21 protein-coding genes are annotated in these 20856 nt (G+C 58.6%); 11 read left to right on the plus strand and 10 right to left on the minus strand.

Features of this window, described 5'->3' with window-relative positions; genetic code table 11:
- Nucleotides 1–76: 76 nt before the first annotated feature.
- Nucleotides 77–745, plus strand: a complete 669-nt coding sequence (locus GF108_RS00605) for a tetratricopeptide repeat protein (RefSeq protein WP_370462086.1) — start codon at nucleotides 77–79, stop codon at nucleotides 743–745.
- Nucleotides 746–818: 73 nt separating this feature from the next.
- Here the strand turns inward: GF108_RS00605 and GF108_RS00610 are convergent, their stop codons facing one another.
- The 10 genes from GF108_RS00610 to GF108_RS00655 all read right to left on the minus strand — a co-directional run bounded on the left by GF108_RS00610 (nucleotide 819) and on the right by GF108_RS00655 (nucleotide 10365).
- Nucleotides 819–1844, minus strand: a complete 1026-nt coding sequence (locus GF108_RS00610) for a type II secretion system F family protein (RefSeq protein WP_153666468.1) — start codon at nucleotides 1842–1844, stop codon at nucleotides 819–821.
- 22 nt (nucleotides 1845–1866) lie between these two features.
- Entirely contained in the window at nucleotides 1867–2880 is a 1014-nt protein-coding gene (locus tag GF108_RS00615) for a type II secretion system F family protein (RefSeq protein WP_153666469.1), read from the minus strand.
- A gap of 21 nt (nucleotides 2881–2901) precedes the next feature.
- A complete protein-coding gene (locus GF108_RS00620; RefSeq protein WP_153666470.1) occupies nucleotides 2902–4365 on the minus strand; it encodes a CpaF family protein in 1464 nt (487 codons plus the stop codon).
- An 18-nt stretch (nucleotides 4366–4383) separates the two neighbouring features.
- Nucleotides 4384–5658 carry a CpaE family protein gene (locus GF108_RS00625; RefSeq protein ID WP_153666471.1) on the minus strand — a complete coding sequence of 425 codons (1275 nt, stop codon included), beginning with the start codon at nucleotides 5656–5658 and terminating at the stop codon, nucleotides 4384–4386.
- Between the two features lie 28 nt (nucleotides 5659–5686).
- The gene (locus GF108_RS00630) at nucleotides 5687–6376 is read right to left on the minus strand and encodes a CpaD family pilus assembly lipoprotein (protein WP_153666472.1); all 690 of its coding nucleotides are present in this window, start codon (nucleotides 6374–6376) and stop codon (nucleotides 5687–5689) included.
- 14 nt (nucleotides 6377–6390) lie between these two features.
- Entirely contained in the window at nucleotides 6391–7953 is a 1563-nt protein-coding gene (locus tag GF108_RS00635) for a type II and III secretion system protein family protein (RefSeq protein WP_370462087.1), read from the minus strand.
- Nucleotides 7954–8001: 48 nt separating this feature from the next.
- A complete protein-coding gene (gene cpaB / locus GF108_RS00640) occupies nucleotides 8002–8805 on the minus strand; it encodes a Flp pilus assembly protein CpaB (RefSeq protein ID WP_153666473.1) in 804 nt (267 codons plus the stop codon).
- A 286-nt stretch (nucleotides 8806–9091) separates the two neighbouring features.
- The gene (locus tag GF108_RS00645; protein WP_153666474.1) at nucleotides 9092–9529 is read right to left on the minus strand and encodes a VOC family protein; all 438 of its coding nucleotides are present in this window, start codon (nucleotides 9527–9529) and stop codon (nucleotides 9092–9094) included.
- A gap of 106 nt (nucleotides 9530–9635) precedes the next feature.
- Entirely contained in the window at nucleotides 9636–10160 is a 525-nt protein-coding gene (locus GF108_RS00650; protein WP_153666475.1) for a prepilin peptidase, read from the minus strand.
- A 4-nt stretch (nucleotides 10161–10164) separates the two neighbouring features.
- Nucleotides 10165–10365, minus strand: a complete 201-nt coding sequence (locus tag GF108_RS00655) for a Flp family type IVb pilin (RefSeq protein ID WP_228017117.1) — start codon at nucleotides 10363–10365, stop codon at nucleotides 10165–10167.
- 279 nt (nucleotides 10366–10644) lie between these two features.
- Between GF108_RS00655 and GF108_RS00660 the strand changes: the two genes are divergently transcribed.
- The 10 genes from GF108_RS00660 (at nucleotide 10645) to recF (ending at nucleotide 20853) form a co-directional block, all read left to right on the plus strand.
- Nucleotides 10645–11085: a pilus assembly protein N-terminal domain-containing protein gene (locus GF108_RS00660; protein ID WP_153666476.1), complete on the plus strand. Its 441-nt coding sequence runs from the start codon at nucleotides 10645–10647 to the stop codon at nucleotides 11083–11085.
- A gap of 126 nt (nucleotides 11086–11211) precedes the next feature.
- The gene (locus GF108_RS00665; RefSeq protein WP_153666477.1) at nucleotides 11212–11829 is read left to right on the plus strand and encodes a TadE/TadG family type IV pilus assembly protein; all 618 of its coding nucleotides are present in this window, start codon (nucleotides 11212–11214) and stop codon (nucleotides 11827–11829) included.
- A gap of 80 nt (nucleotides 11830–11909) precedes the next feature.
- The gene (locus GF108_RS00670; RefSeq protein ID WP_172982539.1) at nucleotides 11910–12482 is read left to right on the plus strand and encodes a TadE/TadG family type IV pilus assembly protein; all 573 of its coding nucleotides are present in this window, start codon (nucleotides 11910–11912) and stop codon (nucleotides 12480–12482) included.
- Nucleotides 12483–12559: 77 nt separating this feature from the next.
- Entirely contained in the window at nucleotides 12560–13804 is a 1245-nt protein-coding gene (locus tag GF108_RS00675; protein WP_153666479.1) for a phosphopentomutase, read from the plus strand.
- Entirely contained in the window at nucleotides 13797–14690 is an 894-nt protein-coding gene (gene mutM / locus GF108_RS00680) for a bifunctional DNA-formamidopyrimidine glycosylase/DNA-(apurinic or apyrimidinic site) lyase (RefSeq protein ID WP_153666480.1), read from the plus strand. The genes GF108_RS00675 and mutM overlap by 8 nt, the downstream gene beginning before the upstream one ends.
- 19 nt (nucleotides 14691–14709) lie before the next feature.
- A complete protein-coding gene (locus GF108_RS00685; protein WP_153666481.1) occupies nucleotides 14710–15483 on the plus strand; it encodes an enoyl-CoA hydratase in 774 nt (257 codons plus the stop codon).
- A gap of 155 nt (nucleotides 15484–15638) precedes the next feature.
- Entirely contained in the window at nucleotides 15639–15905 is a 267-nt protein-coding gene (gene rpsT / locus GF108_RS00690; RefSeq protein WP_027230438.1) for a 30S ribosomal protein S20, read from the plus strand.
- A gap of 876 nt (nucleotides 15906–16781) precedes the next feature.
- Nucleotides 16782–18293: a chromosomal replication initiator protein DnaA gene (gene dnaA / locus GF108_RS00695; protein WP_051614816.1), complete on the plus strand. Its 1512-nt coding sequence runs from the start codon at nucleotides 16782–16784 to the stop codon at nucleotides 18291–18293.
- Nucleotides 18294–18472: 179 nt separating this feature from the next.
- Nucleotides 18473–19591, plus strand: coding sequence for a DNA polymerase III subunit beta (dnaN, locus tag GF108_RS00700; RefSeq protein WP_113279731.1), 1119 nt, complete (start codon nucleotides 18473–18475; stop codon nucleotides 19589–19591).
- Nucleotides 19592–19704: 113 nt separating this feature from the next.
- Nucleotides 19705–20853 (plus strand): DNA replication/repair protein RecF, encoded by a 1149-nt coding sequence (recF, locus tag GF108_RS00705; protein WP_153666482.1) that lies wholly within the window; start codon nucleotides 19705–19707, stop codon nucleotides 20851–20853.
- The last annotated feature ends 3 nt before the right edge of the window (nucleotides 20854–20856 follow it).

Raw genomic sequence — 20856 nt, forward strand, 5'->3', positions numbered from 1 at the left:
CGACAAGACGACGACAGGTTCCATTTCACCCGCTGTAGCGGCGACGGCAACGAGCGCGAGCGGCGATTTCGACCAGATGAACGAACAGCAGTTGATGCAGGCATCGACCAGCCTCGGTTCGCGCTATCAGGCTAATCCAAAGGACAAGGTCACGGCGATGAAGTTTGCCGCGGTCCTAAGGATGACCAATCGCAGCGATCAGGCCCTTGCCGTCATGCGCAGCCTCGCCATCGCCTACCCGCAAGATCGGGACGTGCTCGCCGCATACGGCAAGGCGCTGGCAAGCGCCGGCGAGTTCGAAGCGGCGCTTGATGCGTTGCGACGGGCTCAGACGCCGGAATATCCGGACTGGAAGCTCTTGTCGGCGCAAGGCGCTATCCTCGACCAGTTGGGCAAGGAAAGCGAAGCCCGAGACCTTTACCGGCAGGCGCTGCAGATCAACCCCAACGAAGCCTCGATCCTTTCCAATCTCGGCATGTCCTACGTCCTCTCGGGCGATCTTGCCAGTGCCGAAAACTACATGCGCCAGGCGGTAAAGGCACCGGGGTCCGACAGCCGCGTCCGCCAGAACCTTGCGCTCGTGGTCGGACTTCAGGGTCGCTTCGACGAGGCCGAGACCATCGCCAACCAGGAATTGTCGCCGCAGCAGGCGCAAGCCAACGTCAAATATCTGCGCACCATGCTGGCCCAGCAGAATTCCTGGACCATGCTGAAAGACAAGGATAAGGCAAAGCCGAAAGGCTAAGTGCGACGAGGCCGACCAATAAAAGAAAGCCGCCTGAACCGGGCGGCTTTTTCGTTGATGGAAACGCTTCGATTTATTTCGGTGTTGCGTCCCCAAAGATACCGCCTTGGGCGGAAATCTGGATGAAGGCCGGCCCCAAGATCACGGCGAATAGCACCGGCAGCAGGAAGACGATCATCGGTACGGTGAGCTTCGGCGGCAGCGCCGCCGCTTTCTTCTCGGCTTCCATCAGGCGGGCGTCGCGGCTTTCATCGGAAAGGACGCGCAGCGCGCCGCCAATCGAAGTACCGTAGCGTTCCGATTGGGTCAGCGCCTGGACGACGGATTTGACCGGCTCAAGCCCGGTGCGGTTGGCGAGGTTCTCATAGGCCTGCCGGCGCTCGGGCAGGAACGACAGTTCGGCATTTGTCAGTACCAGTTCTTCGGCAAGTTCTGCGGATTGCGCGCCGATTTCCTCGGAAACCTTCTTGAACGCTGCCTCGATCGACATGCCGGATTCGACGCAGATCAACATCAGATCGAGCGCATCCGGCCAGGCAAGCTTGATCGACTGCTGCCGCTTGGATCCGACGTTCTTGACGTAGAGATTGGGCAAGTAGAAGCCGACATAGGCACCGGCGAAGCAGGCGGCCATCCGTATCATGGTCGACTGTGCGGCAAGCCCGTCCATGCCGAAGATCCACAGTGTCGTCAGGCCGAGCGTGACAAAAGGCAGGCCAAAGCGAGCCGCAAGGAAGATATTGAGGGCGTTCTGCCCGCGAAAGCCGGCAATACGCAGAGAATTGACGGTATTCTCGTCGGCTAGCGCGCGCTGGAGATCAAGCCGCTCGACCAGTTGCCTGACGCCCTGCCGCTCGGTCACGCGCAATGAATTTGCTCCATTCTTACGCCGCGTCTCCGCATCCGCGGCCATTCGGGCCCGTTCGCGCGACCTGATCTGGTCGCGTTCCAGGGCAACCGACTTCATCCGCGTCTTCAGGCTGGTGCCGGAGAACATCGGCATCAGAAAAGTCATGAGCGTTGCAAATATCGATATGCCAACGAGCACCGCAAAGATAAAGGCGGGGTTGTGCATGGCTTTGGCGATGGTGGTGATCATTGATGGGCCTCGACTTTTCCGCTCAGAACTTGAAGTTGATCATTTTTTTCATGACCAGGATCCCGAGTGACATCCAGACGGCGGCGCAGCCCATGATGACGTGACCAGTGTCGGTCGTGAACAGAACCATTATGTACCCGGGGCTCGACAGGTAGACGAGCAAGGCAACCGCGAAGGGCAGTGAACCGATGATATAGGCAGAGGCCTTGGCCTCCATGGACAGCGCCTGAACCTTGGCCGCCATCTTCTTGCGATCGCGGAGCACGCGGGAAAGATTGCCGAGCGCTTCGGATAGGTTGCCACCGGCCTGCGACTGAATCTGGATCACGATTCCGAAAAAGCTTGCTTCCGGACAAGGCATGTATTCGGCCATTCGCATCGCGGATTCCGGGATGCTCACACCGACCTGCTGCGCATCGACCATGCGCCGAAACTCGGCCTTGACCGGCTCTTGCGCCTCCTGGGCAATGAGCCGGATACCGTCATTGAGCGGCAGGCCGGATCGAAGCGCTCGCACGATGACGTCGATCGCGTTTGGAAACTCCTTGAGGAATGCCTTTATCCGGCGGCCGCGGCGATAGTAGACGAACCAGCGTGGCAGGCCGAAGATGCCGGCAAGCAGCAAGCCCGGGGCAAGATAGAGCGGCGAGCCGAGGAAAACCCCGGCGAAAGTGACGACAGCGCCAACCACTGCGGAGTAGATATAAAAGCGCTGGACAGTCACCTTCATCCCGGCCTGCATGAGCAGCATCTTCAAGGGCGGCGACTTGGCGTTCTTATCGCGCTGTTTCTGACGCTTCTCGATATCCTTCAGCGTATCCTGAACGGATCTCCGGCGCTTCTGCGCCTCTGCCAGCTTGTCGCGAACAACAAACTTGCCCATGCTTTCGCTGGCAGAGAGTTTCACGGAATTCAGCCGTTCCTCCGTGCGCTTCTGCGAGGCGATTGAATCGAAGAAGAAGACGTAGGCGAGTGCAGCGAAGGTCAGTGCCACAAGGGCAACGAAGACGATCTGCGGAAGGCTAAGCCCAAACATGGTGGAATTCTCCCGGCGTCGTCATCCCTGCATGATTTCCATGGAATCAAGCGCTTGGGCGAGGCGGCGATCTTCGTTGAAATAGCGCGCGCGCTCCCAGAAATGCGGCCTCGCAATACCCGTCGAAACATGCTTGCCGATAAGGCGGCCATTCGCATCCTCGCCGGTGATCTGGTAGACGACGAGGTCCTGCGTGATGATGACGTCGCCTTCCATGCCGATGACTTCGGTCACATGGGTGATGCGCCGCGAACCGTCACGCAGACGCGCCGCCTGGATGATGACATCGACCGAGCCGACGATGATTTCGCGCACTGTCCTTTGCGGCAGCGAAAAGCCGCCCATGGCGATCATGGATTCGATACGGCTCAGGCACTCGCGCGGACTGTTGGAGTGGATCGTTCCCATCGATCCGTCGTGACCGGTGTTCATCGCGGACAGCAGGTCGAATACCTCGGGTCCGCGCACCTCACCGACGATGATCCGCTCGGGGCGCATGCGCAGGCAGTTCTTGACGAGATCGCGCATCGTGACCTCGCCCTCGCCCTCAAGATTGGGCGGGCGTGTTTCGAGACGCACCACGTGCGGCTGCTGCAGCTGCAGTTCGGCCGAGTCCTCGCAGGTGATGACGCGCTCGTCCTTGTCGATATAATTCGTAAGGCAGTTGAGGAGCGTCGTCTTGCCCGAGCCGGTACCGCCGGAAATGACGAGATTGCAGCGGACGCGGCCAATGATCTGCAGCAGTTCGGCACCGGCCGGCGAGATCGCGCCGAAGCGCACGAGTTGATCGAGCGTCAGCTTGTCCTTCTTGAATTTACGAATGGTGAGGACCGGCCCGTCGATTGCGAGCGGCGGCGCTATCACGTTGACGCGCGAGCCGTCCGGCAGGCGCGCGTCGCATATGGGGCTTGATTCATCGACGCGGCGGCCGACCTGGCTCACGATGCGCTGGCAAATATTGAGAAGCTGCTGGTTGTCGCGGAACCTTACACCTGATTCCTGCACCTTGCCCTGCACTTCGATATAGGTCTTGCGCGCGCCATTGACCATGATGTCGGCGATGTCGTCGCGCGCGAGCAACGGTTCGAGCGGTCCATAGCCGAGTACGTCGTTGCAGATATCGTCGAGCAGTTCCTCCTGCTCGGAGATCGACATGGCAAAGTTCTTGATCGCGATGATGTCGTTGACGATATCGCGAATTTCTTCGCGCGCGACATCAGGATCGAGCTTCGACAATTGCGCAAGATCGATCGTGTCGATCAGCGCCGTGAAGACTTGCGATTTCGTATCGTAATAGGCCTCGTTCTTCTCGCGGAGCACGACAATCGGCTTCGCGGCTTCAGCCGGTTGGCGTTTCGGCTCCAATATATCGCGCGGCAAGCGGGATGCCTCGGCCGCAGTATTGCCAAGCGGCAGCGCCGCTTCCATCGCCGGTGCACGAAACTCCTGGACCTGTTGATTTCCTCCGCCGCGCTTGCCGAACATGATGCCTCTTCGATCTCGCTATTTCTTGCGCGTCAGCTTGGAGAAGACGGCTTTCAGTCCCGGCTTCTTCCTGGCTTTGTGCGTCATGCGGCCCGTCAAGATATGAGCCATTTCGTTGATGGTCTGAACAATGGGATTTGCCGCGTCCGTCTCAGCGAGCATCCGTCCATTGTTGGCGGCACTGCCGAACAGTGCCGATTCAAAAGGAAGGGTCGCCATCGCCGGAATGCCGAGCGGACCACAGAATTCGAGCGGCGCAATTTCGGGACGCTTCGGCACGCCGACCTGATTGAGAATGAGCCGCGGCGGCGCATCATTGGGGCGAAGCTGCTTCAGCGTGTCGAGGAGGTTCTTGGTGTTGCGCAGATTGGCGAGTTCCGGCGAGGCAACGATCACGACCTCGTCGGCACGGGCAAGCGTCGTGCGCGTCCAGCCGTTCCAGGAGTGCGGCACATCGAGGATGACATGCGGGACCGAACGCTGCGCGACATCGATCAGATGCGCAAAGGAGTCATCACGGAAGTCGAAGACGCGATCGAGCGTCGATGGTGCCGCGAGCAGCGAGAGATTTTCAGCGCACTGCGCAAGCAGTCTGTCGAGATAGACATCGTCGATGCGCTCGGGCGAAAACACGGCTTCGGCAATGCCTTGTGCCGGGTCCTGGTCGAAATTGATGTTCGCGGTGCCGTAGGGCAGGTCCATGTCGGCGATGACGACCTCGCTCTTGAACAGCGAGGAAATGGACCACGCGATATTGTGCGCGAGCGTGGAGGCGCCGACGCCTCCCTTTGCACCGATAAAGGCTATCGCACTGCCGAGCGGCTTTGCCTCCGGATCGACGAACAGCGTACCGATGACGCCGATGATGTCGGCCAGCTCGATCGGCGCGATCATATATTCGGAAATGCCATTCCTGATCAGTTCGCGGTAGAGGGCGACGTCGTTGAAATGACCGATAATGACGACCTTGGTGCTGGGGTCGCACACTTCCGACAGGGCGGACAGGCTTTGCAGCATGTCCCGCGGCGCCGCCGAGGTTTCGAGAAGGATCAGATTGGGCGTCGGCACCGTCTGGAACATTTCAACGGCAGTCGCGACACCTCCCATATGAATCTGGGCATGGGTCTTTGCCATGCGCCGGTCTTCATTGGCCTTGGCGATCTGGCGCGCGACCGCATCGGTTTCGCAAAATGCCTCGATCGATATGCGCGGGACCGGACGATAGGCGTGCAGGCCCGCTGACCGCTCTGTGCCTCCGCCTGCCGGGTCTTCTATGTCAAAGGCTAGACTCATCTTCAGATTCCGCGTTTCAGGGAGTTGGTCACCACGAATAATCGACTTCTGCTGCGCTTGGCGTATGCGGCCTGTCGGACGGAACCCCGCGATAGTCCTCGATCACGATGTTGCGCCGCTCCGCATCGATCGGCGAAGATCCCCGTGGTCCAAGAAGATCGGCAGGGTTTGCAATCTGGGCGGCGAGATTATTCTGGCTGGCGCAGCCGAAATTCGCGTAGTGGCGATTATCGGCCGTCTCGAGCAAGTCCTTCGGCCATTGACCGCAAGGGTGCGTGGAAGCCGTCATTGCCGAATAGGAAAGCCTGATCGGCGCTGAGTCCGAGGAGCCTGCGCTGTAGCGCTCACTGTTTATGTTGAACGGCTTGACCCCGCCCTTGCGCAGAACTGCTGCAATATCGTCGCGCAGGCCAGCCGCAGCGCGTTCGTTGGGCGAGCCCGCCGGCAACAGGATGTGAACCATGCCGGAACCGTTGGCCCGATAATTGGCGATGACCTGTTCGACGATGCTTCGCTGCGTAATCGACAGTTTGCGATCAGCATGACCGACCGGAATATCCGCGACCTGCTCCTTCTCCGAGATGATTATCGGATGGTTGGTGCGATAGTCGTCCGGAATGCTCCCGGTCATCTCCCGCGGTGCACAACCTGCAAGCAGGGTTACGGCGAGCAATGCAAGGACGGGCTTTATACGACGAATGGTGGTTGTGTCTGACATGTCCGCGTTCCTGCTTACTTGTAAATGTAACCGATGGTGCCTTCGTATCGACCTTCAGGCAGGCTGGCTTCCTTCGTGCCGTAGACACGATTGACCTTGCCGAGGAAGATGCCGGCGGCATCGCTGGCTGGATTGAGATTGTCGTCAGGCCTTGCAAGCGCCGTGCGGGCGACCGGACGCACCAGATAGGGCGTGATGATGATCACGAGTTCGCTCTCGTTGCGAATGAAGTCGCGGCTGCGGAACAAGGTCCCGAGGACAGGTATCTTGGAAATTCCAGGCAGTCCCGAGATCGCGGCGCGGTTATCGTCGCGCATCAGGCCGGCGATCATCATCGAGCCGCCCGACGGCAGTTCCACGGTGGTGTCGGCGAGACGTTTGCGCAATGAGATGATGTTGGTGGCGAGGTTCTGGGCCTGGTTCTTGTTCGTTGTTCCGTTGTAGGTCGGATTGACGCCTGCACCGAGCGGGATCGATTGTTCAAGTGTCGGTTCGGAAACCGAGGTCCGTACCTTCAAGCTGATGCGTCCGGGTGAGAGGACGACGGGCAGGAACTCGAGGCCGATACCATATTCGATCTTGGTAAGCTGATACTGGGCGCCCTGCGCATTCGAGGTCTGGCCGGTGATCATGTTGTATTCGCCGCCGACCTTGAACGTCGCCTGTTCGCCCGAGATGGCGGTCAAGGACGGTTCTGCGAGCGTCTTCATGACCCCCGCCACTTCCATGGCATTCAGGTAGGAATCGATCGTTGCGCTGCCGATCGAGATCGGCACGGTGACGCCGGACGTCGTCAGGCTTTTGCCGGCCAGCGATGCGATATTGGTTGAGCTGAAGAATATCCCGTCCGACTTGGTCTTGCCGACGAGATTGACACCAAGCTGCTTCATCACCGTGCGGCTGACTTCAGCCACCGTTACCTTCAAGGTAACCTGGTCGTCACCCGCGATTTGAATGAGATTGACGATCTTGCTTTTCTGGCGCGCCTCGTCCGGGTCGCTGATGGCAACGTCCGACCCGCCGCCACCATTGGTGCCGCCCTGGCCAGAGGCCGTGATCGCGTATTGTCCGGTCGTTGCTTCACCGCCGGAAACGAGAAGGTTGGCGAGATCGCTTGCGCGCTTGGCGTCGAGCGGCGTTTGAACCGTTCCGGTAAGGATGACGTTGTCATTCATCAACTCGACCTTGATGTCGGAGTCGGGAATATATTTCCGCAGGCTTTCCTCTAGCCCCGCCACGTCGCGTTCGATGACGAGATCGAAGCTTGCGAGCTGCTCGCCATTCGGGCCAAAGACGAAGATGTTGGTCTGCCCGACCATCTTGCCGAAAAGATATATCCGCCGCGCCGTGCGGGTGACGGCATCGGCAACGGAAGGATTGGCAACGAGAATGTCATAGGCATCCGCCGGCAGATCGATGACGAGCGACTTGCTCAGTCCAAGATTGATCCGCTTGCCAGCGGTCTGGCTCTGGTTGAGCCTCACGACAGCGTCTTCCGCAGCCGCCGTATTCTGCAACGGCAGAACGGCGATGCTGCAGCCGAGCAGCACGCGGGCCGCCTTCATCAGCGGCGACATAGGGGATGCGCATTTGAGCTGCATGATGTTGATTTCGTACCCCATTTTTTATTTCCGCCCCATGACTTCAACCATGGTTCCAGACTTGATCAGTTTCACATTGCCGCTACGGCCGGGCGAGTTGACGAGATATTCGGCGCCGGGTCCTGTTTGTTCCTGGGCGTCCTGAATCGAGCGGAGAACGAGCGACAGGCGCGCCGCCATCTGTTGCGCGACGGTGATGACTTCGGCCTGTTCCGGCGTCAGTTCGAGCGTTGCGGTGGACCCGAGCTTAGTCTTTTCACCGTTCTCGTCCTCTTGGATCGTCTGATCGATCGCCAGCACGCGAATGTTGCGAAGGACGGTTTCCGTGATGTATTGCTTCGCCTGGCCTTGTGTTTCGATCTCGTGGACCATGATGACATCGACATAGTCATCGGGAAGAATAAAGCCGCCTGCCGATGTCTCCGAGGCAATCTGCGTCGCCACAGCGCGCATGCCGGCCGGTAGCTGTGCCGACATGAAGCTCTGACCCTTGCCGATTAGCTTTGCTTCACGAACCGGCTCGCCAGTGAATATGCGCAGTCGAACCGTAGAGCCCTTGAGTTCCTCGACGGCGTTCGGACGGTCGGCACGCTTTATATATCCGTCAGCAAGGGCATCGACCGGCCAAGGCTGCCAGCGCAGCTGGCCGTTCAGTTCCGTGCCGACGCCGAGATTGTCCGTGGCAACGAGAATATCTTGCAATTTCATCTGTGGTTGGGGTGCTGACTGCACGACGGTAACGTCGGGCTTCATCTGCGTCGCGATATAGCCCGCGGCGCCCGCGGCAGCGACCGCGACGGTCAAAATGACAAGTCGTGCTCTTTGCATTCAATGCACCCCGTTAGACTTTTGTCTAAGATTACCCACGGTTGCACTTTGACTTGCCAATCGTGTAATTATGGTTAACGCATTGCTTAAATCTATGCTTAACGGCGTCTAACCGTTAGACTTTCGATCTATGAATACTCAGCGGGTCAATTGAGAACGTCAGTAGCTGATACGACGCAGCAGAACGTCGCGCGTGGCGACATGGATCATGGCTTCTGAAACGTCGATGCGGGCCTCATGGCCATCGTCATCCAGCCGCTCCTCACGGTCTTATTTGTATCGCCGTTCAGCTGAGTTCTTGGGCAAGCCCGATGAGAAGCCCTTCGGGCCCGCGAATGTAGCAGAGCCGATACGCATCTTTATACTGGACCACTTCGCCGACGAGTTGCGCGCCGTGGGCACTCAGTCTTTCAAGCGTCTCGTCGACATCGTCCACGGTAAACATGGCGCGCAGGTAGCCCAGGGCGTTGACCGGCGCTTTCCGGTGATCTGCGACGACAGGCGGCGCAATGAAGCGCGAGAGTTCGAGCCGGCTGTGGCCGTCCGGCGTGCGCATCATGGCAATCTCGACGTGCTGATCGCCCAGTCCGGTGACGCGTCCGGCCCATTCTCCTTCGATCGTCGCCCGCCCTTCGAGTTCAAGGCCAAGATCGCGAAAGAAATCGATCGTCGTTTCGAGGTCTTCGACAACGATTCCGACGTTGTCCATCCGCTTTAGCGCCATGTTCAAATCTCCAGGGTGTCGTTCCAATCTACAAGGTGACGCCTGGTCCAACAATGTACGCTTCTGATGGTTTAGATCCAGGAAAGGCCCCGGGATACGACCTCAATCAGAGGTGCGCCAGGCGATCAATTACCCATTGGCATAGGGGGGAGCTTGGAAATGCAAGGAGGCCGGCGCCGCCAAGGGCGATGCCATAGGGGACGCCCTCTTCCTTGCGCGCGAGCCGCCGCATGAACTCGATCCGGTCCGCATATATTATTGCAGCATGGGAATTGCGGTAGTTGAGAATTGCGAGGGTAAGGAGGCCGCCCAGCACAGACATCATCAACAAATATTCGGCGAGGCCCATGTTCCAGCCGAGCCACAGCGCGGTCGCCGACATCAGCTTGGCGTCGCCGCCGCCCATTGTGCCGGTCGCGAAAAGGCCGAATGTTACCGTGAGAACCGCAGCGCCCGCGGCAAAATGCATTGCATAGGCTTCCCAGCCCATGCCGGTCAGCGGCGCCAAAATCACAAACGAAACGACAAGGATGAGCGAAACGCGATTTTGAATTGTCATCGACAGGAGATCGGAGATCCCCGCAAAGGCCATTGCAAACGGAAAGACAACGAGGATGGCGGCTTCAATCATGACCTTACCTGTTTGGCGCCTGGGCAACCTTGTCCGCAAGGGAGCCGTAAAGGGTTTGTACCGATGATCCAAGCACGTTCGCGCCGGCCAGAATGGCGATACTTAGGATCGAGGCGATGAGCGTATATTCAATAGCCGTAGCGCCGCACCGGTTGTGCAGGAAGCGAGCGAACACGTCGAGGATCGCATTCATCGTGCCTGTCATCTGGAATGTCCTCGCTCGTACCACTGGTTGCGCCTCATTGAACGCTAGTGGCAGCGAATTTCATTCATCTTAAGGAACACCGTTACAAAATAGTAAAGCTTTGGCAACTCAAAATAGAGGTGACCAAAAGGTAATTCGTATAGTTAGATTTTGCATAAAATTTTATCGTTTGTACGTTGTCTCGCGCGATTTATGATTAACAAAAGCTTTGCGGGCTTAAGCTTTCCTTCACCAATCCACGCCATGTTTGAGAAGCATTCGTTTCGAGGGGCTCTATCCATGGTCGGCAATAAATTCCACACTGTTTCTACGTACGGATTGACCATCGCCTTGGCGCTTGTCGCCATTGCGCTCGCCCCCGCCCCGGCGAGCGCCGATACGGGCATCCATGTGATCATGAACCAGGCAAGAATTTTGAGGCTCGCGCGGCCGGCGGACACGGTCGTCGTTGGCGATCCCGCTATTGCCGATGCGGTCGTCAAGGATGCGCGCACCGTGATTTTGACGGGAAAAGGCTTCGGCATGACCAATATCGTCATTCTGGACGCCGATGGCAGCCCGATTGTCGATGATCAGGTCATGGTGAGCCGCAGCGTTGCCAACACGACGCGCGTATACCGGCGTGCTTTCGTGCAGACGCTTTCCTGTACGCCCTTTTGCGAAACGGCGCAGAAGACAACTGCCGAAACCGAATCCGATCAAAAGATCGGCGGCAACTGAGCTGGCGCTACTCACGGTTGAAAAATCGTGAAGGAATTTACTGCAATTTCCACCCCGGTTCGAACGGGATTCTAACTTCTGAATGCTAGGAATTTTCTTGCCTTAAGTGGTCGGGGAATTCTATTCATGTTCTACAACGATAAAAACAATCAATCGCATGAAGGTGTCGCGGCAGCCTCTGCCGCCCTACACTGCAAAGGGCGCGTCAGGCAAAGCCGGCTCGTGGCCTTGCTTACCCGCTTCAGGCGCAACCGGCGCGGCACGGTTGCCATCGAATTCGCGATGATCGCGCTGCCATTTTTCCTTCTGATCTTCGTCATATTCGAAGTTGGAATGACCTTCATGGCGCAGCAGGTCATGGCAAATGCGACCGATGAAATCGCAAGGCGCTTGCGTACCGGCGAGTTAAGGGCTGCGAATATCTCGGGGAACCAGCTGCGCGACCGCATTTGCGCAAAGCTTATCCTGCCCGAAGCCGGCTGCGCCAACCTCGTCGTTGACCTGAAGACCTATGCGAACTTCACCAACGTTCCTGTCACCATCCCGCTAAAGCCGAATGGGGACGTCGATTCGACGGGTTTCAAGAACAATGTCGGCGGTGCGGGCACGATCAACCAGCTGCGTGTTTTCTATCGCTGGCCAATCCTCACCAATCTCATGCGCAATCGTATCGAGACAATCGACGGAACGGGGAGGACCCTGCTGTTCTCTACCGCGACCTGGAGAAACGAACCGTTCGTCTGATGCTCAATTCCGGCATAGCTTCGAAAGTGTGACGCATGAACAACCAAAAACAACAAAAGACCGCGAAATGTTTGGCCCCCATGGTGAAGCGCTTTATCGGCGACAAGCGAGGCGTCGCAGCGCTTGAATTCGCACTCATTGCCCCCGTCCTCATCCTGCTCTACCTCGGCACGGTCGAAACGACCGAGGGGGTAAACGTCAACAAGGACCTCGGCCGGGCGGCGACGATGGTGGCGGACCTCGTCACGCAACAAACGACTGTCACGACTGCCCAGCTTGGCGACATCATGAAGATCGGGCAGGCGACGGTCCTGCCCTATCGCCGGGACACACCGCAGATCACAATAACCTCCATCAATGTATCCGCGACCGGCAATGCGACCGTTCTCTGGTCGCGGCGGGTGGTAAATGGCACCGAGTCAAAGCCGTTCAACGCTGGCAGCGCCGTGACGCTCGACGCCAATCTGCGCATCCCCAGCACCACCGTGGTGCAGGTGAAGGCCGAACTTGCCTATGTGCCGATCATCCCCTGGACGATCACCGGGCAGACGAACACCGCCGCTGGCGCTTCGGTTATCGGAATTCACATGTCGAAGAACACCTATGGCCGCATCCGGCAGGGCTCAAACGCGGTTACCTGCACCAACTGCTGAGGACGCTCCGCCACCATTGATTTGTCACGGCGCGCTGTTTGACCTATCTGTGATGTCTGATTTACTCGGAGTATCGCATGGCTCGCGCTTTCCTTTTCGTTCTCGACTCCTTTGGCATTGGCGGCGCACCCGATGCGAAGGCTTTCGGCGACGAAGGTTCAAATACGTTTGCGCACATCGTCGAACGATGTGCCGCCGGCGAGGCCGACAAGGAGGGCCTGCGCCAGGGCCCTCTGCTTGTTCCCAATATGAGCTCGCTCGGCCTCTTCCACGCCGCCAACATCGCCTCGGCTTTTCCGGTATCATCGCGCGCCCCTGCCCCGGTCGGTTTGTGGGGCGCGGCCGAAGAAACCTCGAAGGGAAAGGATACCCCTTCCGGCCACTGGGAAATTGCAGGCGTTCCGGTGGCGTTCGATTGGGGCTATTTTCCCCAGACGGTTCCGACATTCCCCGAAACCTTGATCGCCGACACGGTTCGGCTTGCACAGCTTCCAGGCGTCCTCGGTAACAAACATGCCTCGGGAACCGACGTGATCGAGGAACTGGGCGAAGAACATATCCGCACCGGCAAGCCGATCTTCTATACGTCTACCGATTCTGTCGTGCAGATTGCCGCGCATGAGACGCATTTCGGGCTGGAACGCTTGTACAAGCTTTGCGAAACCGTGCGCGAACTGGTCGATCCGCTGAACATTGGCCGCGTTATTGCCCGGCCATTCGTCGGTGAGGCGAAGGAAACATTCGAGCGCACCGGCAATCGCCGCGATTATTCCGTGCCGCCACCAGAGGCGACTCTGCTGGATCGCCTTACCGATGCCGGCCGCATGGTCATCGCCATCGGCAAGATCGGCGATATTTATGCGCATAAGGGCGTCGGTCAGGTGCGCAAGGCCAATGGCAACATGGCGCTCTTCGATGAAACCCTGGTCGCGATGGACGACGCACAGGATGGCGACCTCGTGTTCACCAATTTTGTCGATTTCGACATGCTCTACGGCCACCGGCGCGATGTCGCAGGCTATGCGGCAGCGCTCGAGGCCTTCGACATGCGCCTTCCCGAGGCCATCGCCAAGCTTCGTCCCGGCGATCTCATGATCCTTACCGCCGATCATGGCTGCGACCCGACCTATAAGGGCACGGACCACACGCGCGAGCGCGTTCCGGTGCTTTGCTACGGTCCGGACCTGCCCAAAGGTTCGTTCGGCGTACGCCCGACCTTCGCTGATATTGGCGAGACGGTCGCCGCCCATCTCGGCATTTCCCCCGGCCTCCACGGCAAGAGCTTCCTCAAGGGAACGGGAGAGCGCAGCCCCGATGCCTGAACTACCTGAGGTTGAAACCGTCCGGCGCGGTCTCCAGCCCGTCATGGAGGGCGCGACCATACTTGGCGTGGAGCAGCGGCGTCCCGACCTGCGCTTTCCCTTCCCCGAGCGCTTTGCCGAACGTTTGACGGGACGGCGCATCGAAGCGCTCGAACGGCGCGCCAAATATCTCATCCTTCATCTCGATAACGGTCTTGGCGTCATCAGCCACCTTGGCATGTCGGGTTCCTATCGCATCGAGCAAGGCGAAGCGGCGGAAACGCCCGGCGATTTTGCCCATGAGCGCTCGAAGAACGCACTGCACGACCACGTGGTGCTGCAGCTCGGCGCCAAGGACGGCAAGACAAGCCGTGTCGTCTATAATGACCCGCGGCGCTTCGGCTTCATGCTCTTTGCCGAGCCCGGCGAACTCAACAACCATCCGCTGATCAAGGGCCTTGGCACCGAACCGACGGGCAACCGCCTCGATGGCGCCTTGCTGGCGAAGCTGTTTCACAAGAAGGCGGCGCCGTTGAAGGCGGCACTTCTCGACCAGAGGTTGATAGCCGGGCTTGGCAACATCTATGTCTGCGAAGCGCTGTGGCGCGCCGAACTCTCGCCCTTGCGGCCGGCAGGGAGCATTTCCGGCACGGATGGCGCGCCGACCGATGATGCGAAGCGACTCGCGACAGCGATCCGGGCTGTCATCGTTGACGCGATCAAGGCCGGCGGATCGAGCCTCAAGGATTACCGGCAAGCCGATGGCGAACTTGGCTATTTCCAGCATTCATTCTCGGTCTATGACCGTGAAGGCGCCCCGTGCCCGCGCAAGGGTTGCAATGGCACGGTGTCGCGTATTGTCCAAAGCGGGCGCTCGACCTTCTATTGCCCCGTGTGCCAGCATTAGCGATTGAGGAGGATCAACCATGACCTATGAAAACATCATCGTCGAGACGCGCGAAAAGGTGGGCTTTATTCAGCTTAATCGTCCGCAAGCGCTCAATGCGCTGAATTCGGCGCTGCTCGCAGACCTTGCAGGCGCACTTGAAGCGTTCGACAAGGACAACGATATCGGCGCGATCGTCATCACCGGGTCCGAAAAGGCCTTTGCCGCCGGCGCCGACATCAAGGAAATGCAGACGCTTGCATTCGCCGACGCCTATCTCGGCGACTATTTCAGCGAGTGGGAGCGCGTGACCCGGCTGCGCAAGCCGTTGATTGCTGCGGTGGCTGGCTATGCACTTGGTGGAGGCTGCGAACTCGCCATGATGTGCGACTTCATAATCGCCGCCGACACCGCGAAATTCGGCCAGCCCGAGATCACTCTCGGCGTAATGCCGGGAATGGGCGGATCGCAGCGCCTCACCCGTTCGGTCGGCAAGTCGAAGGCAATGGACCTGTGCCTGACCGGGCGCATGATGGATGCGGCCGAGGCCGAGCGTTGCGGTCTGGTGTCCCGGGTGGTTCCTGCGGCGGACCTTGTGGCCGAAGCCGTCAAGGCGGCCGCGAAGATTGCCTCCTTCTCGCTCCCGGTCGCGATGATGACCAAGGAGACCGTCAACCGCGCTTATGAGACGACGCTCTCGGAAGGTTTGCGCTTCGAGCGCCGGGTTTTCCACTCGATGTTTGCGCTCGATGACCAGAAGGAAGGCATGGCGGCCTTTGCCGAAAAGCGGCCGCCGTCCTTTAAAAATCGCTGAACGAAAATATCCCCGAATTCATCAGCGATTCCAAGTTGACGCAAAAGCAAACGTCATCTATAAGCCCCCCAACGTTCGGTGGCCCCTCGGCCACCCTATTATTTTGTGACGGCTGCTTTCAGGCTGCCGATTAGCTGACAGAAAAGAGAGGCATCATGGCCAACACTCCTTCGGCCAAGAAAGCGGCGCGCAAGATCGAAGCCCGCACCGAAGTCAACAAATCCCGCCGTTCGCGCGTGCGCACCTTCCTGCGCAAGTTCGAAGATGCGGTTGCAAGCGGCGACCAGGCGGCTGCCGCCATCGCCTTCCAGGCTGTCGAGCCGGAAGTCATGCGCGCTGCCTCGAAGGGCGTCCTTCACAAGAATACTGCCTCGCGCAAAGTATCTCGCCTCTCGGCTCGCCTGAAGGGCATGTCTGCTTAATCAGACCTTCATATTTATATTTGAAAACCCGGCATCTATTTAGCCGGGTTTTTTTATTTGGGCCTGATTCTGGGAATAAATTCGTTACCCGGGGAAAAGATTGTGGCTTATCAAAACCATGACATCTGGTGGTCACAAATCGATTAGGACAAAAAGCGTCAATCATCAATTTGTGTGTGTTTTCAACGAGTTATAAAAGGTAGTAATTATAACTCGGGACCGTCCGGTGGAATCTCCGACCACACCCGCTGTCAAGCGTAAATTTATAAATTTTTTTTCTATGTGTCTGGTCGCAGTGCAACAAAATCTGAGCCTCAAAAAAAGCCTTGAATCCGAACGGTTTTTCCAAGTTGAGCCGGGGACACTTAAAAAAAATCAAATTCCATTAACCTTTTATTCATCAAAAAACCCTTGGGCCGGACTTGCTCTTCCTGCAAAGGTTTTTGTAAGGTCCAAGACATCGAAGGGGTGGGCAAAACCCATTTAACAGGCTTATTAAATAGTGGGTTCGGGCGCAGATTTGACCGTTTGCGTAACGAGTGGTTTTTGTCAGTACTCAGCCCATCGGGGTTGGGTTGTTTCATAAATCGAGCGGGTTGGCGACGCTGGCGTGAGCCGGGCGTAAGGCTTGACGCGCCTAACGAGAGGGATGCGAACGTGGTTGTGACAGATATTCTGAACAAGTCTTATTCAGTACAACACTGCGTGATCGCCAAATCCTCAATCTGTTAGTTACGGCATTAACCAGACGGGCCACTGGGGCGGCTCGTCGGTCATCACTGCCTGACGGTGATACGTCGGCAAATATAAAACACGGGCGTCTCTACGACCCGAATGAAATACCAGGATGAGGCGATGACAATGACCAGCGGAATAATGGAAAACGGCACAAATGCCATGGTCCCGCTCCATGTGGATGAGGGGAAAGACATGGCTTCGGCCGGCAGCGAAATGATATTCGAGCGTGTCAAAAGCAAGCTCAAGGCGAAACTCGGCAGCGAGGTCTATTCGAGCTGGTTCGGCCGCTTGAAACTCGACGAAACGTCGAAGAGCATTGTCCGGCTGTCCGTGCCGACCGCCTTCCTGCGCTCGTGGATCAACAATCATTATTCCGACATGATCACCGCGCTCTGGCGCGAGGAAGAAGAGCAGGTTCTGAAGGTCGAGATCGTCTTCCGCAGCGCCAGCCGTGCCATCCGACCGATCTGTGACGCTGAGGCACCCCAGCGTGCCGAGACCCGTGCGCTGGCCCGTGAGAAGCCGGTCTTCCCGGTCGGCACCACCTCGCAGGAAAAGAAGGCTCCAGCGCATTTCGCCGATCGTTCGCAGAACTCGGTTTTTGGCTCGCCGCTTGATCCGCGCTATACGTTCGAGACATTCGTCGACGGTACGCCAAACCGCGTGGCGCTTGCTGCGGCGCGCACCATCGCCGATGCCGGCGCCAGCGCCGTCCGCTTCAATCCGCTGTTCATCCATGCGTCAGTCGGGCTCGGCAAGACCCATCTCCTGCAGGCTATCGCCGCAGAGGCGCTGAAGCGTCCGGAACGCGCCCGCGTCGTCTATCTTACCGCCGAATATTTCATGTGGCGCTTTGCGACAGCAATCCGCGACAACAATGCGTTGTCTTTCAAGGAACAGCTGCGCGATATCGATCTTCTGATCATCGACGATATGCAGTTCCTGCAGGGTAAGTCGATCCAGCACGAATTCTGTCACCTGATCAATACGTTGCTCGACAGTGCCAAGCAGGTCGTCGTTGCCGCCGACCGTCCGCCTTCCGAGCTTGAATCGCTCGATGCCCGCGTGCGCTCACGGCTGCAGGGCGGCGTTGCCCTGGAAATGATTTCGCCGGACTATGCGATGCGTCTCGAAATCCTCAAGCGCCGTCTCGCTGCTGCCCAGCTCGAAGATCATTCGCTGGATATTTCCATGGAAATTCTCGACCACGTCGCCCAGTCCGTGACCGGCAGCGGCCGCGAACTTGAAGGCGCGTTCAACCAGTTGCTGTTCCGCCAGACGTTCGAACCGAACCTTTCCGTCGACCGCGTTGATGAACTCCTCAGCCATCTCATGCGTGGCGGCGATGCCAAGCGCATCCGCATCGAGGAAATCCAGCGCATCGTCGCTCGCCACTACAACGTATCGAAGCAGGACCTCTTGTCGAACCGGCGTACACGCACGATCGTCAAGCCGCGCCAGATCGCCATGTACCTCGCCAAAATGCTGACGCCGCGTTCCCTGCCGGAAATCGGCCGTCGTTTCGGCGGTCGCGATCACACCACTGTCCTTCATGCCGTGCGCAAGATCGAGGACATCGTCGGCAAGGACCAGAAACTCTCGCAGGAACTCGAACTGTTGAAGCGCCTGATCAACGAACAGGCCCAATAGGACACATCTTATCAACAGAAAGCCTGCGGTATGGTACGCTGATGCCTGCCGCAGGCTTGCTTTTTAAGGCGAAGTTCTGCCAATTTGCTTGACCCTGGGGAATAAGCGCCCCGCACCGGAGGAGGATTGCAGATACGCCGCCCTCCTGCCGGAATAGAAGTCAGCGAGACCGGTTTATCATGCGTGTAACTCTTGAACGTTCCAACCTTCTGAAGTCGCTCAATCATGTCCACCGCGTGGTCGAACGGCGCAATACCATTCCGATCCTGTCGAATGTCCTGCTCAATGCCGACGGCGCCAGCCTCGCCTTGAAGGCCACCGATCTCGATCTCGAAGTGACGGAAGCAACAAGCGCGCAAATTGAGCAATCCGGTGCGACGACTGTTCCGGCCCACCTCCTCTACGATATCGTCCGTAAGTTGCCGGACGGCGCAGAGGTGATGCTGGCCACCAATACGGATGGCAATTCCATGGCCGTCACGTCCGGCCGTTCGAACTTCCGCCTGCAGTGCCTGCCGCAGTCCGACTTTCCTGAGCTGACCGCCGGCTCGTTCAGCCACACCTTCCGCATGCCGTCGAGCGCGCTGAAAAGCCTCATCGAGCGCACGCAATTTGCCATCTCCACCGAAGAGACGCGATATTATCTCAACGGCATCTATTTTCATGCTATCGAGAGCGACGGCAAGCTGAAGCTGCGCGCTGTCGCCACCGACGGCCATCGCCTTGCCCGCGCCGAACTCGAGGCCCCTGCCGGGGCCGAGGGCATGCCGGGGATCATCATCCCGCGCAAGACTGTCGCCGAATTGCAGAAGCTCGTCGACGATCCGGATATTACGGTGACCGTCGAACTCTCCGAGACCAAGATCCGCTTCACCATAGGATCGGTCGTCCTTACCTCGAAGCTCATCGACGGTACGTTCCCGGATTATCAGCGCGTCATCCCCTCGGGCAATGACAAGAAGCTGTCGATCGACCGGCAAAGCTTTGCTTCGGCTGTCGATCGCGTCTCGACGATCTCGAGCGAGCGTGGCCGTGCCGTAAAGCTTACCATCGGCGATGGGCTGCTGACGCTGACCGTCAACAACCCGGACTCCGGCAGTGCCACCGATGAAATTGCAGCAGATTACGACGCCGATCCGATCGAAATCGGCTTTAATGCCAAGTATCTCCTCGATATCACCGCGCAGTTGACCGGTACGGAGGCAGTGTTCATGTTGGCCGATGCGGGTTCGCCGACACTGGTGCGCGATACGGGCGATGAAAATGCGCTCTATGTCCTCATGCCGATGCGGGTTTAGGGCAATCGCCGCAGCATCCAATGGGTGATCTTGTTATAGTCCCGTCACCCCCTTCTGCGCGGAAACGCAGTCGGGGGTCGAGTGGCCTTCTAGGGGGCATGCGGTAGGCCTCCATGGAAAATAGTCTCCCACCAGCGCGCGTTTCGATCAGCCGGCTGAAGCTCGCCAACTTCCGCAACTATGAGAGCCTCTCGCTGCGGCTCGGACCATCGCATGTGGTTTTGACGGGTGAAAACGGTGCGGGGAAAACCAATCTCCTTGAAGCGATTTCGTTTCTTTCGCCTGGCCGTGGATTGCGGCGCGCGGTTTACACGGATGTAACCCGCAGCGGAGCGCCTGACGGTTTCGCCATCCATGCCGCCATTGAAACGGAGGAAGGCTCGGTCGATGTCGGAACCGGCCTTGCCGGCAATGCGCCGGGCGAAAGCGGACGGCGCGTCCGCGTCAACGGTGTCACCGCCGCGAGCGCCGATGAACTGCTCGACTACGCGCGTATCCTCTGGCTCGTTCCGGCGATGGACGGCCTGTTTACTGGCCCCTCCGCCGACAGGCGGCGTTTTCTCGACCGCATGGTTCTCGCCATAGACCCGGCTCATGGCAAGCGCGTTCTCGATTATGAAAAGGCGATGCGCAGCCGTAATCGACTGCTTACCGAAGAGCGTACCGACGACGCCTGGCTCGATGCAATAGAGACGCCGATGGCCGAACTCGGCATAGCGATTGCCGCAGCGCGCGCCGAACTGATGCGTCTGATCAATGACATGATCGAACGTTCGCCCGACGGCAGTCCCTTCCCCAAGGCCGATTGTCTCATCGAGGGCACACTTGAGCAGCGCATCGGCATCGAGGCGGCAACGGACGTGGAGGAGATCTTCAGGCGAGCGCTTCGTGATGGCAGAAGCCGCGACCGCGCTGCCGGGCGCACGCTTGACGGGCCGCACCGCTCCGATCTCCTCGTCCGCCACCGGCCAAAAGCGATGCCCGCTGAGCTATGCTCGACAGGTGAGCAGAAGGCGCTGCTGATCGGTCTTATTCTTGCGCATGCGCGGCTGACCGGCAAGCTTGCCGGCATGGCGCCCATCCTGCTGCTCGATGAAATTGCCGCGCATCTCGACGAAGGCCGCCGGGCGGCGCTGTTCGACATTATCGAGGAACTTGGCGGCCAGGCATTCATGACCGGCACGGACACTTCGCTGTTCGACAGCCTTCGCGGACGGGCGCAATTCTTCAACGTGTCGCATGGTGCGGTCGCGCCGAATTGATTG

It is taken from the genome of Phyllobacterium sp. SYP-B3895, from assembly GCF_009647635.1.
Taxonomy (GTDB): domain Bacteria; phylum Pseudomonadota; class Alphaproteobacteria; order Rhizobiales; family Rhizobiaceae; genus Phyllobacterium; species Phyllobacterium pellucidum.

Excerpts from the sequence above, each read along its gene's own strand:
- GF108_RS00605 (WP_370462086.1), top strand. The coding sequence starts at position 77 with ATGAACGAACAGCAGTTGATGCAGGCATCGACCAGCCTCGGTTCGCGC.
- GF108_RS00610 (WP_153666468.1), bottom strand. The coding sequence starts at position 1,844 with ATGATCACCACCATCGCCAAAGCCATGCACAACCCCGCCTTTATCTTT.
- GF108_RS00615 (WP_153666469.1), bottom strand. The coding sequence starts at position 2,880 with ATGTTTGGGCTTAGCCTTCCGCAGATCGTCTTCGTTGCCCTTGTGGCA.
- GF108_RS00620 (WP_153666470.1), bottom strand. The coding sequence starts at position 4,365 with ATGTTCGGCAAGCGCGGCGGAGGAAATCAACAGGTCCAGGAGTTTCGT.
- GF108_RS00625 (WP_153666471.1), bottom strand. The coding sequence starts at position 5,658 with ATGAGTCTAGCCTTTGACATAGAAGACCCGGCAGGCGGAGGCACAGAG.
- GF108_RS00630 (WP_153666472.1), bottom strand. The coding sequence starts at position 6,376 with ATGTCAGACACAACCACCATTCGTCGTATAAAGCCCGTCCTTGCATTG.
- GF108_RS00635 (WP_370462087.1), bottom strand. The coding sequence starts at position 7,953 with ATGTCGCCGCTGATGAAGGCGGCCCGCGTGCTGCTCGGCTGCAGCATC.
- cpaB (WP_153666473.1), bottom strand. The coding sequence starts at position 8,805 with ATGCAAAGAGCACGACTTGTCATTTTGACCGTCGCGGTCGCTGCCGCG.
- GF108_RS00645 (WP_153666474.1), bottom strand. The coding sequence starts at position 9,529 with ATGGCGCTAAAGCGGATGGACAACGTCGGAATCGTTGTCGAAGACCTC.
- GF108_RS00650 (WP_153666475.1), bottom strand. The coding sequence starts at position 10,160 with ATGATTGAAGCCGCCATCCTCGTTGTCTTTCCGTTTGCAATGGCCTTT.
- GF108_RS00655 (WP_228017117.1), bottom strand. The coding sequence starts at position 10,365 with ATGACAGGCACGATGAATGCGATCCTCGACGTGTTCGCTCGCTTCCTG.
- GF108_RS00660 (WP_153666476.1), top strand. The coding sequence starts at position 10,645 with ATGGTCGGCAATAAATTCCACACTGTTTCTACGTACGGATTGACCATC.
- GF108_RS00665 (WP_153666477.1), top strand. The coding sequence starts at position 11,212 with ATGTTCTACAACGATAAAAACAATCAATCGCATGAAGGTGTCGCGGCA.
- GF108_RS00670 (WP_172982539.1), top strand. The coding sequence starts at position 11,910 with ATGGTGAAGCGCTTTATCGGCGACAAGCGAGGCGTCGCAGCGCTTGAA.
- GF108_RS00675 (WP_153666479.1), top strand. The coding sequence starts at position 12,560 with ATGGCTCGCGCTTTCCTTTTCGTTCTCGACTCCTTTGGCATTGGCGGC.
- mutM (WP_153666480.1), top strand. The coding sequence starts at position 13,797 with ATGCCTGAACTACCTGAGGTTGAAACCGTCCGGCGCGGTCTCCAGCCC.
- GF108_RS00685 (WP_153666481.1), top strand. The coding sequence starts at position 14,710 with ATGACCTATGAAAACATCATCGTCGAGACGCGCGAAAAGGTGGGCTTT.
- rpsT (WP_027230438.1), top strand. The coding sequence starts at position 15,639 with ATGGCCAACACTCCTTCGGCCAAGAAAGCGGCGCGCAAGATCGAAGCC.
- dnaA (WP_051614816.1), top strand. The coding sequence starts at position 16,782 with ATGGAAAACGGCACAAATGCCATGGTCCCGCTCCATGTGGATGAGGGG.
- dnaN (WP_113279731.1), top strand. The coding sequence starts at position 18,473 with ATGCGTGTAACTCTTGAACGTTCCAACCTTCTGAAGTCGCTCAATCAT.
- recF (WP_153666482.1), top strand. The coding sequence starts at position 19,705 with ATGGAAAATAGTCTCCCACCAGCGCGCGTTTCGATCAGCCGGCTGAAG.